Origin of the sequence: Sphingobacterium puteale, assembly GCF_003627955.1 — a bacterium.
Lineage (GTDB): Bacteria > Bacteroidota > Bacteroidia > Sphingobacteriales > Sphingobacteriaceae > Sphingobacterium > Sphingobacterium puteale.
This window is the reverse complement of record NZ_RBWS01000015.1, coordinates 77576-91143: the sequence shown is the minus strand read 5'-3', so window position 1 is coordinate 91143 and position 13568 is coordinate 77576. Positions and strand designations below refer to the sequence as shown.

Below are 13568 nucleotides of genomic sequence, written 5' to 3'. Positions count from 1 at the left end.
AGTCCAGGATTTGTCACTACTTATATTTTAATTCTCTGCTGTTAGTTTGGCTGGCTTTTCTTTATCTCTGTTTGTGCGGGAACAATGCTGTTATTTTTCTTTCCTAAAGGAAACAGCCGCTTTATAAATTCGGAGAACGAGTTAAATTCTTGCCGATATAATAGTCCAAAAGCGCTGATGTATTCCCCATCATTTGGGCTAAGAAGAAAATTTCTTGTATTTAAACGGTTTGATGCCCGAAGGACGAGACGACCGTCTTTGCGTAAATAAAACATTGCTTCTGCATCAGTGGAGACACGGTCTGAGAATACATTCAAGTCAGTTAGGGCCTGACTTCGACGATCTGAAATACCGCCAGTAAGAACCAGTCTGTCATTAAACAAACGAAGCGAAGCGGATGCATCATTCAGTGACTTGATATTGATGTCAAAGAAGTTGATATTGAGTGATTGCGCGATAATATTATTGATTTGATTAAAAGCAATTTCGGTTCCTGCAGATAGTAATGTGTTATTCACCTCTTTTCCAAAATCACTTTGTGTGCCCGGAGTGAAGCTACGCCTGACAATCAAACTAAGTGCTTGCTGGTTAACATTATTGGCATCAGAAAAATATCCCTGCAACTCATCCTTTACCCCCGGGTTTTGCGGGAAATTGATGTCAAATGTAATGTCTGGCTGACTCAATTGTCCTTTTAAAATCATATCTGCCTGCGCTAATACACGCTCGGGGTTTTCCTCCCTTCCCGCAGCATTATAGAGTGGTGCTAAGCTTGTTCTTTGTTGGTAAATTGCATTGATATTAATATTTGCCTCAGCCGGGTTACCCGCCCATCGCACCGTACCACCTTCCTTTAAATCAAAAATTTTGTTGATGTAATCCTGTGCTGTGAAATTGAACTTCCCGCTGTTAATGATAAAGTCACCGAACATTTCAAAATCTCCAAGCGAAGATATCCGCATATTGAGGTTACTATTTCCCTTTCCGGATAATTCTCCCATACTAGAAAAAAGGTTGATTTCAGCATTTGGTGTGATCAGCAGATCCATGTTCATTGTTAGACCGTCAAAATCGCGTTTCTTTTGATTTTTCTTGATTTTGGTGGAATCTTTTTCAATGAAATAGATAAAATCGCTATCCGAGATTGTACTGGCGCTATTAAAGGGTATATTGATGACGGTATTTTCTTCTGACTTAGCACGTATATTGATATTCATTGCAGATGTCAGACCCTTGAACTGGAAATTTCCAGAGGCATATGCGGTACCATAATAGATGTTGTTATCTTTTATGGTTGTGTTCAATACCATGAAATTTTTTGCTTCAGCAGTTACATCTATATCAGGATCACTTAGCTTATTGAGGTCAACAACGCCGTCGATTGTGGCCACATTATTTTTCTGATCATATATTTTGAGCCCCGTAAGGAATATCCTATTATTGGTCACATTAATTTCATCGGAAAGGCGATAAGGCGTCTTTAGGTAATTGATAATCATTGACGCATTGTCAAGCTTTCCAGTTCCGCTAATTTTAGGATTTAGGATATCGCCTGCAATCGCTAAGTCTGCATTTACTTTGCCCTTAATATTCGATACCAAGCTTCGTAGAAACGGTTGAAAAATGAATACGTCTGTATTTACTAAAGTAGCTTTAAGGTCGAGCTTATTACTTTCGCTTAAATGATTGTAAGATCCGGTGAGCTGAATTAGTTTATCACCTTCTTCTATTTTACTGTCGAGTTTGACGAGCTGGTTCTCCGGATCGTAATTGGCACTGAGTGCTAATGCGCCAATTGGGATATTGTTGTAAAGGATCGGAGAGGTCGTAATATTGGCGACGACAAATGGGGATTTAAAAACCGAGTTAACTTCGATCTTTCCATTTAGGTTGCCTGATAAATTAATCCCGTGGGGCTTCGTAATCCCATTTAGGGAGGTGAGATTGAAGTCCTGGAATTTTAAATTGATTTGATCTGAAATGTCATTTGACAGGATGCCATCTATATGTACTTTTTGCTCTGCATGACTTAACGTGAGTTTCTCGAAATACCATTTTCCCTTTGAAATTTTCAATTGTGCGTCGTTATTTACAAGCCATTGTTCTTTATTTATCAGTATATTAGATGGATAGAAATTGATGAAGGCTGGCCTCGCATGTGCAAATCGGATAACACCATTTAGATCTAAACTATTGCTTGCTTCCAATTCTGACATCTTAATGTTGAACTGTAAGCTGTCGTTGACCAAGGTGTTTGAAATATTAACATTCTTGATATATGTACTATCGGTAAAATTGATCTGATCTATGGACGTTTGTAACTCCATATTGTTTAAATTGGCGTTTTGGTCGATAATCAGATGGGTGAGACGAATACCGTTATATTTGAATTCAGGGGCATAAAAATTAAAATTTGCAGTTTGCTTCTCGCTGGCAAATTTGGCATTCAACGTTGCCCCGCTATCCAGAGAAATATCTTTTCTAAAGAATGTCGCAATGGGTCTGAATGATTTAATATTGACATTAAGGTCAAAATCCTGACGATTGAACGCGCTCTTTTCAAACCCTATTGCCGGCGCGTAGCGCATGGCGAGTGCTTTAAAATAAGGAACGATCGTATTTAGATCTATTCTCCCTTTGAGATCTATATGCCCAATAGCAGATTGTAGTGTAAGCGAACGCGCCTCTTGATCTCCTTCTGCAAGGAAATTAATATTTTTAATCGCAAATTTACCTTTGGAAGAAGTGAAACTTACACTGTCAGATTTAAATTCCCCGGTAATGTCATTGATGTTGTCTCCAATTAAGCTCGTGTGGAATTTAGTGTCAATAATATTGATCGAGTCTCCCTGGAAGAAATTGAGTTTTTTTAAATTAGCCTGTTGGATATCCGCATCCAGGTGATAGTCGGGACGGCTAGACCAATCTATGTCCGTTGTGAACTGTAATCTGAGATTTGGGTCGTATATTGCTCCTGAACCAAGAAATAATTGTTTGTCTATGTTTCCATTGACTCGTATTTGCTGATAGGTGTATTTTTTAAAATTGAAATTAGTTAGATTACCAGTTATATTGAGCTTTAGGTGCTTGGGATCGGTGCCTATTCCATCAAGCTGTAGATCGAAGCCCGAACTTCCAAGATCTTTTACTTTTGTTATTTTACCAAGATCAAATGTCGGTGACTGAAACTTACCAGCGTATTTTATTTCTTCCCGTAGATCCATTTTTCCGTCTGCTGTGATATCGCCGATAGCTGTGGCAAAGGTTCCTTTTGTTTTAAAGTTATTATATTGCCCATTTAGACTCCCTTTGAACGCGAATTTATTGAATAAGGTTACTACTTCAGGAAGTTTGAAGTTCTTTAAATGGCCAAGCTCTCGGATAACATTTTCCAGATCGCGATATTCGGAGGCAATCAAAATATTTGGAACAATAAACTCTGTTTTGTCAATGTCAGGTAGACCGATAATTCTGAGATTACCCGCTAATTTCGTATTTTTCCCGATGGTCAGATCTACCTGTGAAGCATTGATAGCTGAAACGGTACCTTCCAGATCGGATTTTTTAATCTTTACATCAAACTCGACCTGGTGCATGGGCGAAGAAAAGAAAGCGATATCTTCAGAGTGTATGCGCGAATCGCGCGCCTGTATCCTTACATTGACTTTGTTAATAAAGTCCGAAAAATCCGAAAAATTAGTATAGCTTAATTTTAAATAATTCTTGAATGTGGAACGGTTGGTTGTAAGCATAAGGTCAATCAGTTCAATGCTTTTCGCGCTGACTGAGGCATGGGCTAGGAGCCCTTTGATCACCAAACCTTTTTTCTCGTAAAGATTGAATGTTTTGATATCCGCTGAGATTTGATTGGAATCAATTTTTATATTCTTAAAATGTGCATTGAACTTGGATATACCCAGATCGCCAAAGTCCACAACTTTATTGTAGTGTTTTTGTTTGTGATTAACGTAGTTAAGGGAATTATTATTTATGATGAGTTCTCTAATATCAAAAATTATTTTTTTTGAGCTTTTCTTCTTTTCCTTTTTCGGTGGGTTGAAATACCGGATTAGAAATGAGATGTTGCTGCTGTCCTTAAATTGTTCGAAATTACTTTCCGTATTCTCAATTTTCAATTTGTTGATGACTACTTTATTTAATTCTATCAGTTGCGATAGATTGACACTGGCTTCAATTTTTTCGGACTTTATGATTTTTTTGCCTTCCGGTGTATAGATTTCGAATCCTTCTATGACAAGGGATTTGAAGGGTTTAAAATAGATGTTTTTTAAATTGATTTTGGTGTCGAGCTCGTTGGATAAATAGTTGACAGCCTTTTGTGCAACAAAGTTTTGTACGGGCTTTAGCTGTAGCGATAATGCCATTGCAAGCAGTATGATGAATATACTACCTAGGACTATTGACATTATTTTAATTATTTTTTTGATACTTTTGTATTCTAATTTATTACCTCTAGCTATGGCTATTATTTTAGGAATTGAATCTTCTTGTGATGAAACTTCCGCTTCTATTTGTATTAACGGTGAAATTCATTCAAATGTTATTGCTACTCAGGCAATCCACGCAAAATATGGTGGAGTTGTTCCCGAGTTAGCTTCACGTGCCCATCAACAAAACATTATTCCTACGGTGGACGAAGCCATCCGTCAAGCAAAAATAAGCAAAAATCAAATAGATGCAGTGAGTTTTACACGTGGACCCGGATTATTGGGCGCTCTTTTGGTCGGAACTTCTTTTGCTAAATCATTTGCGCTTGCACAGCATGTGCCGTTAATAGATATAAATCACATGCAGGCGCATATTTTGGCCCATTTTATTGAAGAACCAAAGCCAAATTTTCCTTTTTTGTGCCTTACCGTTTCGGGAGGGCATACACAAATTGTCTTGGTAAAAGATTACTTTGAAATGGAGTTATTAGGCGAGACACTTGACGATGCGGCAGGGGAGGCCTTTGATAAAACAGCTAAGGTTTTGAATCTCCCTTACCCCGGTGGACCGCTTATTGATAAATTTGCAAAGGAGGGTGATCCCAGTTCTTACAAATTACCTGAACCGCAGATACCTGGACTCAATTTTAGTTTTTCCGGATTGAAGACAGCTATCCTTTACCTTGTTCAAGATCAGCTAAAATTGAATCCTGATTTCTTGACAGAAAATATGGCAGATTTATGTGCCAGTGTGCAATCCCGCATTGTTTCTATCTTATTGAACAAATTGAAGAAGGCCGCGAAACAAACTGGGGTAAAGGATATTGCCATTGCGGGTGGTGTTTCGGCAAATTCTGGACTCAGAAAGGGATTGGTTGAAATGGGAGAGCAATATCATTGGAATGTTTTTATCCCAAAATTTGAATATTGTACAGATAATGCAGCAATGATTGCCATCGCTGGATATTATAAATATCTGAAAGGAGAGTTTGTTGGGCAGGATGTCGCTCCGATGGCAAGGATGCATCTTTAGAATAAAGTATTGTTCCTCTAACGGATGTGATTAACGGAACAATACTCTATTTTATAAGGGTGAGCTATAGCCATAGGCTTGCGCAGCTGAGCTAAATTTATCTTTCTTGGGTTGATAGAAATTTAATTCATAACCTTCAGCACCCCAAAAGATGCTCACAAAACTAACACCTATTTCTGATCGCAATACGGTGAGAATCTGAAAAGCCTCATTATCAAACTGTCCACCATCATCGACTCGCCAAGTACTAATGTCATCGTAAGTGGCCGGAAAATCCAGGTTAATCAGCTGGTCTTCTTTTGCATAAGAGAATACGGCTAGCGCCGAGTCCTGCTGATTTTCAAAAACTGTTAGATTGAATTCAGCTTTGTCTTTCAGTATAGCAATGGTTGTACTTTTATTTATTTTCCTATTGTATTTTTTTTCAAGTTTTTCTTTAATTTCCGGACTTGTTTCATGCTGAACTTTTGTAAAAGGTTCAATTTTATATTCATTCACGAACGACTGATTGACGAGCATTCCGAAATCGCCCGACTTAATTTCATTTTTTATCGTAAATAATGAACCTTCACTATTTGCAAAGTTCTGGGCTGTTTGTCTGCCATTACTCTCTTTATTATCCGTTTTGTTCTGTATAAATTCCAGCGGGCTAACTTGATTTTCGATAATGACATAATTGTATTTTTCGGGACTTTCCATCGCCTGATCCATCGGAAGTGCAATTAATGAATCTTTCTGTTGATTCAAAAAGCCAAAATAAGGTGAAATTATCTGTTTTTTATTTTCACTCTTAACCGATGGTTTGGATTGGTTCTGACTGTTGTCACAACCGTATAATGTTAGTAGAAGAATAGCTAAAAAAAGTGATTTCATAAGAGTGTGCAAAAATTTTATGAAATATAAGGGTTTCGCGCATCATAATGAAAAGATTTAAGCTTTAATGTTATGATGAACTCAAAATTGAATATCTATCGCAAAGAATGGCTGGATGTTATCTTTGCAGGCCGCAACAAGATGTATGGTGCTTATGAATTGCGGAATTTGTCAAATAGAGCTACGAATGTGGGGCTGGCCATCGTTGTTTCTTTCGCGTTCCTTTTGATTGCGGGATCTTATGGGTATAATAACTATTTTAAGAAAGATATACCTGTAAAAATTGTTACGTTTGACGATTTAACACCTGATGATCTCCATGAAATCCAGAAAGAGGCGGAGAAAAAAGAAGAGGTGAAAGAAGAACCTATTTTAATGCAGGAGAAAGCACCGCAACAGATAGCACAGGATCTTTCGAAGTTTGATTTGGTGCGTATGCCCGAGCCGAAGATCACAAAAGCAAGTAAAGTGACAGAGGATGTTGTTACGCAGGATGAGCTGAATAAACCCAATACGATGACTGCTCGTATTACATTAAAGGCGAATGCTGCCGGGACACATATTGCACGAGGTGAATTTGGTTCGTCTAAAAAGGATGGCGGAATTACCGGACATACAAAGGGGACTGTGTCAGGAGGGGGAACAGATGGAAATGCTGACCAACCTTTTGTTACGGTGGAAATCATGCCCACTCCGGTGGGCGGGCTGCCAGCTTTTATGAAGTGGGTTTCAGAAAATTATAGTTTTCCGCAGTCAGCTTTGGATCAAGGTGTGTCCGGCATCATAGAGGTTTCTTTTGTTGTGGAACGGGACGGATCCTTGACTGATATTGCTGTAAAACGCGATATGAAGTTCGGGACAGGGGAGGCCGCGATTAACCTGTTGAAAAAGGCGAGAAAGTGGAAGCCTGGTGTTCAGAATGGACGTGCAGTGCGGGTGGCTTATACATTACCTATCCGTTTAAGCGCAGTATCCCAATAATATCTTTCTTAACTTTATTTAACAGATCGCGTTTTAAACTTTTGGTGGTCAAGAGCACTCTTATAGATAAATAGGTTGAAAAGATGGCCTATTAAATTGATAGATTGTTGATTTATAAAAATAGAGAGATGAAAAAATTGATGTTAAGTTTGGCGTTATCCGGATTAATGTTAACAGGTTTCGCACAGGAGAAAGAGGATCTTAAATCAGATACCAATGAAATGAGTGCACTAATAAACAAGCATTCGAAAGGTAGAAAGCATGATGGCTTAAAAAATAAAAACCCTGAAGAATTGGCTAAGATCAAAACAGATCGCATGGACCAAAAATTGAAGTTTACAGATCAACAACGGAAAGAGGTATATGCATTTCATTTGAAGCAAGCACAGGATCATAAAAAAATAGCAGCAGAGCGTAAATTGTATCGCGAAAAAATGAGAAGACAACGTGCTGCTGATCATAAAAAAATGATGGCTTTATTGACTCCGGAGCAACAAAAGACATTGAAGGATTCTTACGCTGAGAACCATAAAATGCACAAAGAGCATTGGAGAAAGGATCGAAAAATGCGGAAAGGAGATTTTCAGAAAGGTGTGAACGAGAAAGCAGTTGACGCTGAAGCGAAAACAACATAAGGTTAATAAATAGAATAGTTTTCATATTAATAATTGGTGAGTGTTAGTTGAAAGGGGGATCATAGATCCCCTTTTCTATGTTGATATCAATCAAGTTTGCACACCACCTAGCTTTATGAATCTTTATTTTTTTGCTGTTCCTTCCATTGTTTGGAAAAGGATTTTTCCGCTAGTTTCGGTAGCTCCCGTTGTTCGCCCCAGGTTTTCTTAAAAAACTTTCTGAGGAAAAAGTTCTTGAATTTTCCGCCAAAAAAATCAATTAGTTTTCGGCGTTGTATTCCGTATGTGAACCAGCTCCAGACTTTTTGTTCTGTTTTCGTCGATAAGCCCTGTTCTACCGAATCCTTTCGGTTAACAAGAAGCATGCGTTGAATATCAATCCCTACAGGACACACTTCAGTACATTTACCACAGAGGGTGGATGCATAGCTTAAATGCTTAAACTCCTTCATCCCATTTAAATGAGGTGAAATTAAAGACCCAATTGGTCCCTGATAAGTTGTTTCATACGTATGGCCGCCGATATTTTGATAAATAGGACAGACATTTAAACAAGCTCCACAGCGGATACAATACAGCCCCTGACGTTGTTCTTTCTGCGCAAGGAGATTACTGCGTCCATTGTCAAGCAGGATAACATACATTTCTTCGGGGCCATCAGATTCATAAGACTGTTTTGGTCCTGTGAGTAGTGTGTTATAAACTGTTAAGTTTTGACCCGTACCATGAGTGGATAAAAGTGGCCAAAATACTTCCAGATCCTGTAGCGAGGGGATGATTTTCTCTATACCTACCACAGCAATATGTGTTTTTGGAAAAGTAGAGGTCAGACGCGCATTACCTTCGTTTTCTGTAATTGATATACTCCCTGTTTCAGCGACTAAAAAATTAGCTCCTGTAATACCTACTTCTGCTGCTAAATATTTGTCTCTTAACAATTCGCGAGCTTTCAGTGTCAACTGTTCTGCGGATGCATCTAAAGGAGTATCAAATTTTTCATGAAAAAGCTTAGCGATGTCTTCCAGGCTTAAATGCATAGCAGGTGTGACAAAATGGTAGGGTTTCTGGTCTAGGAGCTGAATAATATATTCTCCAAGATCAGTCTCAATGGCTTCTATGTTTTTGGATTCCAGAAATTGATTTAATTCAATTTCTTCCGTAGCCATAGATTTAGATTTTACAATCGACCGTGTCCTTTTTCGTTCGATTATTTTATAAATCTCCTCCCGTGCTTCGTCGGCATCATTAGCCCAGATTACCTTTCCGCCACGCGCCGTGAAATTTGCCTCAAATTGTAATAGATATCGATCGAGATTTTCCATTACTTTCCATTTGATCAAATTTGCTTTGGTTTTGGAGTTCTCGAGGTCCGCAAATTTGCTTTTCCCTTTTTCGAAAGCAATATTGTATTTGTCGATATTGTAATTGATAATATCGCGATGTTTGGTGTCAAATGCTTTCTGTGCACTTTCCTTTAAAAACGTATTCGCCGTACTCTCTGACATCTAATCTGCTGATTTTTCACGAAAAAAGTTGGTCGTTTCCTACCAACTTTTAAATATAGTGTTAATAAATTGTTTCTCGAAAAGCGAGCTTGAAATTTATTCTTTTATATTAATATTTAAGCTCAATTCATCCAATTGTTCTTGGTGAATAGTTGATGGAGCATCAATCATGATATCTCTTCCGGAGTTGTTTTTTGGAAAGGCAATCACGTCACGGATCGTATCTAAGCCGGCTAATAGCGAGACAAGTCTGTCAAAGCCAAACGCTAAACCTCCGTGTGGAGGAGCGCCATAGGTGAATGCTTCCATCAAGAAACCAAATTGTTTCTGTGCTTCTTCAGGACTAAATCCAAGGTGTTTAAACATAAGGGATTGCAGCTCTCTGTCATGAATACGGATAGACCCACCGCCCACTTCAACACCATTTAAGACAAAGTCATAAGCGTTTGCTCTCACTTCGCCAGGATTAGTATCCAATAATGGAATATCTTCTGGTTTTGGTGAAGTAAAGGGGTGGTGCATCGCATGATACCGGGCACTGTCCTCGTCCCATTCCAATAGCGGGAAGTCAATGACCCATAGCGGAGCAAAAGTAGCTTTGTCACGAAGGCCGAGTTGGGAAGCAACCTCCAAGCGCAATTCATTCAGTTGTTTACGAACTTTATCCTTGCTGCCAGCCATAATTAATAATAGATCTCCCGGTTTCGCGTGGAACTTGTCTGCAATCGTCATTAACTGCTCTGGCGAGAAAAACTTGTCTACCGAAGATTTCACTGAGCCATCTTCGTTGACACGTGCATATACTAAGCCTGTCGCCCCGATTTGCGGACGTTTAATGAAGTCTGTTAAAGCGTCCAGTTGTTTTCTGGTGTAATGTGCACAATTTTCTGCATTAATACCAACAACCAGCTCCGCTGCATCAAATACAGGGAAGCCTTTTTCTTTTGCAACGTCATTTAATTCGACAAACTGCATTCCGAAACGAATGTCAGGTTTGTCTGATCCATAGAGACGCATCGCATCTGCATAAGTCATACGTGGTACAGATCCAAGGTCTATACCTTTGATGGTTTTAAAGATATGTTTGGCAAGTCCTTCGAAAATATTCAGCACGTCTTCCTGTTCCACAAATGACATTTCGCAGTCAATTTGGGTAAACTCGGGTTGACGGTCAGCACGTAGATCCTCATCGCGAAAACATTTGACAATTTGAAAATAGCGATCAAAACCTGATACCATCAATAACTGTTTGAATGTTTGTGGCGATTGAGGTAATGCATAAAATTCACCAGAATTCATGCGGGAAGGGACTACAAAATCTCTAGCACCTTCAGGAGTTGATTTAATTAAATATGGTGTTTCAACTTCTAAAAAATGCTGAGAGTCAAGATAACGGCGCACTTCCTGTGAAGTTCTGTGTCTCAAAATAAGATTTTCGCGTACTGGATTACGACGTAAATCCAGGTATCTGAATTTCATGCGGATATCATCACCACCATCCGTTTCATCTTCTATCGTAAATGGAGGTAACTTTGCTGCATTTAATATTTCAAGGTTTGAAACCTTGATTTCAATATCTCCGGTGGATATTTTAGAATTCTTATTGGAGCGCTCAATAACCTCTCCGGTTACTTTTATGACATATTCTCTTCCCAGTTCACGGGCACTCGCGCGTAAAGTCGCATCATCGTCTGCATTGAACGTTAATTGTGTGATACCATATCGGTCTCTAACATCGATGAAAGTCATGCCGCCCAAATCGCGGGATTTTTGAACCCATCCACTTAGGGTAACCGTTTTCCCTAAGTCAGCCAATGTTAATTCTCCACAAGTGTGTGTTCTGTGCATATCTTAATTAAAATAAAATTTATGCAAAATTATTGGTTTTACTCGACAATAACGAATTCTACAGTTCTTATTTCAGCTCGGTTCTCCCACTTTCAACCACGCTTTCAATTTTTCATTTTCCAGAGCTCCACTTTCTCCCATTTTTTTGTAAAAATGAACCAAAATTAAGTTTCCAGAGAGGAAATTTTTACAATTCCTTTCCTATTTGCGGAAAAAAAATCGAAAAATATATGCCATTGTTTTGAGGATATACTTGAATGAAAAGCGTGTTTAACTGCTTGTAAATAAGGTTTTATGTGTTGTATGGAAAATGGATAGTATTTTTTCTTGTAGCGATTTTTCGATGTGGAAAACTTTTTTATGTTGCAAAGTGGGGGAAAGTGGGAGAAAGTGTATACTTTTACATTTAAATTAGAATAGGATAGTTGACTACATGACTCAATTAATCGGAGAATTCGAATGCAAGCTAGACGCCAAAGGAAGGATGGTGTTGCCGGCTGCGCTCAAGAGGCAGATGCCTCATGTTGAGCGCGATGGGCTTGTTGTGAATCGCGGTTTTGAGAAACATTTAGTTTTTTATCCACGCGAAGAGTGGGATTTGATGACAGCCAAACTGGCGAAGTTAAATCAATTTGATCCAAAGGTGCGGGCATTTGTGCGAGCGTTTACGCGTGGTGCAACTGAGTTGACATTGGATGCAGCGGGGCGTGTGTTGTTGCCAAAAAGTTTATTGGAATTTGCGGGCATAACAACGGAGCTGGTCTTGGCCTGTCAGTTTAATAAAATTGAAGTTTGGTCTAAAGAGGGGTATGATGATTTGATGGGAGATGGCGGAGTGGACGATATATCGTCTTTAGCGGCCGAGGTAATGGGGGATATTAATTTTGGAATATAGTAATATGGAGAATGTTTATCATGTTCCGGTCATGTTGCAAGAATGCATGGATGCTTTGGCGATTAAGCCAAATGGCGTTTATGTGGATGTAACTTTCGGTGGTGGTGGTCACTCTCGTGAAATACTGAGGAGACTGGGGCCGGAGGGAAAGCTATTTGCCTTTGATCAGGATCCAGATGCTTTGGGAAATGTGATTGATGATCCTCGTTTTACGTTGATTCATCAGAATTTCAGGTTTTTAAAAAATAGTCTCCGTTTGTACGGCGTGCGTACGGTGGACGGGATTTTGGCAGACCTGGGGGTTTCGTCGCATCAATTTGATGCAGCGGATCGCGGTTTCTCCATTCGCTTTGATGCCGATTTGGATATGCGTATGGATCAGGTGGGGGACTTGGATGCAAAAGCGGTATTGGCCACTTATGCAGAAGAAGATCTGCATCGGATTTTCGGGATGTATGGCGAAATCATGAATGCAAAGTCGCTGGCGAAAACAATTGTGACGGCGCGTTTGGTTCAGCCGATACATACTGTTGCTGGATTAAAGGAAGTTATTCAACGGATGGTTCCGAAAGGGAAAGAACATAAATATCATGCGCAGGTTTTTCAGGCGTTGCGCATCGAGGTTAACCGTGAGCTTGAGGCTTTGCAGGAATTTTTATTGCAAACTGTTGATATGTTGAAAAGCGAGGGGAGATTAGTGGTGATGTCTTATCACTCTTTAGAGGACCGTTTGGTGAAAAATTTTATGGCCAAAGGGAAGTTTAAAGGTGACGTCGAGAAAGACTTTTTTGGAAATGAAATCAAACCGTTCCATGTTTTAAGTCGTAAAGCTATTACGGCGTCGTCACAGGAATTGGCTGAAAATAATAGATCGCGCAGTGCGAAACTGCGTATTGCTGAAAGGTTGGATTTGTCTTAAAAAATGGAGCGAAAAGATGAGCAGGAATACGATAAGACAGAAAGAATTGAGTGAAGAAGTTCAAGAAGAACTACAAGAAACTGTCGAAGAAAAGGCGGAACAAACAGAAGCGTTTATTAAAACGCTTTTTACCGTTGGAGACCTTTCCTTAAACAAAATATTGGAGTATTTGCCTTTTGGAGCTTTTATCGCCTTTCTGATGCTGTTGTATATCTCCAATCGTCACTTCGCTGAGCGAACTATTCGGAGCATCGATAAAGTAAGCAAGGAAGTCAAAGAATTAGGTTGGGATCATAAGTCGCTGTCGGCAGAACTTATGAAAATGTCCACACAGACAGAGATTGCGAAACGTGTAGACTCCTTAGGTTTGAAAGAACGGTTGGAGCCACCGATCAAGATTGAAGTTGTAGAGAAAAAAGAAGAAAAATAGA

Annotated in this window: 10 protein-coding genes; 6 read left to right on the top strand and 4 right to left on the bottom strand. The window is 39.2% G+C overall.

Annotated elements, in window-relative coordinates; genetic code table 11:
• Window positions 1–41: 41 nt before the first annotated feature.
• Window positions 42–4427, bottom strand: coding sequence for a translocation/assembly module TamB domain-containing protein (locus tag D7322_RS19125; RefSeq protein ID WP_121125844.1), 4386 nt, complete (start codon window positions 4425–4427; stop codon window positions 42–44).
• Between the two features lie 52 nt (window positions 4428–4479).
• Between D7322_RS19125 and tsaD the strand changes: the two genes are divergently transcribed.
• Window positions 4480–5481, top strand: a complete 1002-nt coding sequence (gene tsaD / locus D7322_RS19120) for a tRNA (adenosine(37)-N6)-threonylcarbamoyltransferase complex transferase subunit TsaD (RefSeq protein WP_121125843.1) — start codon at window positions 4480–4482, stop codon at window positions 5479–5481.
• Between the two features lie 51 nt (window positions 5482–5532).
• Here tsaD and D7322_RS19115 read toward each other — a convergent pair whose 3' ends face one another.
• Window positions 5533–6354 (bottom strand): hypothetical protein, encoded by an 822-nt coding sequence (locus tag D7322_RS19115; RefSeq protein ID WP_121125842.1) that lies wholly within the window; start codon window positions 6352–6354, stop codon window positions 5533–5535.
• Window positions 6355–6426: 72 nt separating this feature from the next.
• On the opposite strand from D7322_RS19115, the gene D7322_RS19110 reads away from it, so the two are divergent.
• Window positions 6427–7335, top strand: coding sequence for an energy transducer TonB (locus D7322_RS19110; protein WP_121125841.1), 909 nt, complete (start codon window positions 6427–6429; stop codon window positions 7333–7335).
• Between the two features lie 128 nt (window positions 7336–7463).
• Window positions 7464–7970 (top strand): hypothetical protein, encoded by a 507-nt coding sequence (locus D7322_RS19105; protein ID WP_121125840.1) that lies wholly within the window; start codon window positions 7464–7466, stop codon window positions 7968–7970.
• Window positions 7971–8083: 113 nt separating this feature from the next.
• Here D7322_RS19105 and D7322_RS19100 read toward each other — a convergent pair whose 3' ends face one another.
• Both D7322_RS19100 and aspS read right to left on the bottom strand, forming a co-directional pair.
• Window positions 8084–9475 carry a LutB/LldF family L-lactate oxidation iron-sulfur protein gene (locus D7322_RS19100; protein ID WP_121125839.1) on the bottom strand — a complete coding sequence of 464 codons (1392 nt, stop codon included), beginning with the start codon at window positions 9473–9475 and terminating at the stop codon, window positions 8084–8086.
• A gap of 96 nt (window positions 9476–9571) precedes the next feature.
• Window positions 9572–11323, bottom strand: a complete 1752-nt coding sequence (gene aspS / locus D7322_RS19095; RefSeq protein WP_121125838.1) for an aspartate--tRNA ligase — start codon at window positions 11321–11323, stop codon at window positions 9572–9574.
• A gap of 433 nt (window positions 11324–11756) precedes the next feature.
• Between aspS and mraZ the strand changes: the two genes are divergently transcribed.
• The 3 genes from mraZ to D7322_RS19080 are packed head-to-tail and all read left to right on the top strand — an operon-like array spanning window position 11757 to window position 13567.
• Window positions 11757–12218 carry a division/cell wall cluster transcriptional repressor MraZ gene (mraZ, locus tag D7322_RS19090; RefSeq protein WP_121125837.1) on the top strand — a complete coding sequence of 154 codons (462 nt, stop codon included), beginning with the start codon at window positions 11757–11759 and terminating at the stop codon, window positions 12216–12218.
• A 4-nt stretch (window positions 12219–12222) separates the two neighbouring features.
• A complete protein-coding gene (gene rsmH, locus D7322_RS19085) occupies window positions 12223–13137 on the top strand; it encodes a 16S rRNA (cytosine(1402)-N(4))-methyltransferase RsmH (RefSeq protein ID WP_121125836.1) in 915 nt (304 codons plus the stop codon).
• Window positions 13138–13153: 16 nt separating this feature from the next.
• The gene (locus D7322_RS19080; RefSeq protein ID WP_121125835.1) at window positions 13154–13567 is read left to right on the top strand and encodes an FtsL-like putative cell division protein; all 414 of its coding nucleotides are present in this window, start codon (window positions 13154–13156) and stop codon (window positions 13565–13567) included.
• Window position 13568 lies beyond the last annotated feature (1 nt).

Excerpts from the sequence above, each read along its gene's own strand:
- rsmH (WP_121125836.1), top strand. The coding sequence starts at position 12,223 with ATGGAGAATGTTTATCATGTTCCGGTCATGTTGCAAGAATGCATGGAT.
- tsaD (WP_121125843.1), top strand. The coding sequence starts at position 4,480 with ATGGCTATTATTTTAGGAATTGAATCTTCTTGTGATGAAACTTCCGCT.
- D7322_RS19080 (WP_121125835.1), top strand. The coding sequence starts at position 13,154 with ATGAGCAGGAATACGATAAGACAGAAAGAATTGAGTGAAGAAGTTCAA.
- D7322_RS19105 (WP_121125840.1), top strand. The coding sequence starts at position 7,464 with ATGAAAAAATTGATGTTAAGTTTGGCGTTATCCGGATTAATGTTAACA.
- D7322_RS19125 (WP_121125844.1), bottom strand. The coding sequence starts at position 4,427 with ATGTCAATAGTCCTAGGTAGTATATTCATCATACTGCTTGCAATGGCA.
- aspS (WP_121125838.1), bottom strand. The coding sequence starts at position 11,323 with ATGCACAGAACACACACTTGTGGAGAATTAACATTGGCTGACTTAGGG.
- D7322_RS19115 (WP_121125842.1), bottom strand. The coding sequence starts at position 6,354 with ATGAAATCACTTTTTTTAGCTATTCTTCTACTAACATTATACGGTTGT.
- D7322_RS19100 (WP_121125839.1), bottom strand. The coding sequence starts at position 9,475 with ATGTCAGAGAGTACGGCGAATACGTTTTTAAAGGAAAGTGCACAGAAA.
- mraZ (WP_121125837.1), top strand. The coding sequence starts at position 11,757 with ATGACTCAATTAATCGGAGAATTCGAATGCAAGCTAGACGCCAAAGGA.
- D7322_RS19110 (WP_121125841.1), top strand. The coding sequence starts at position 6,427 with ATGATGAACTCAAAATTGAATATCTATCGCAAAGAATGGCTGGATGTT.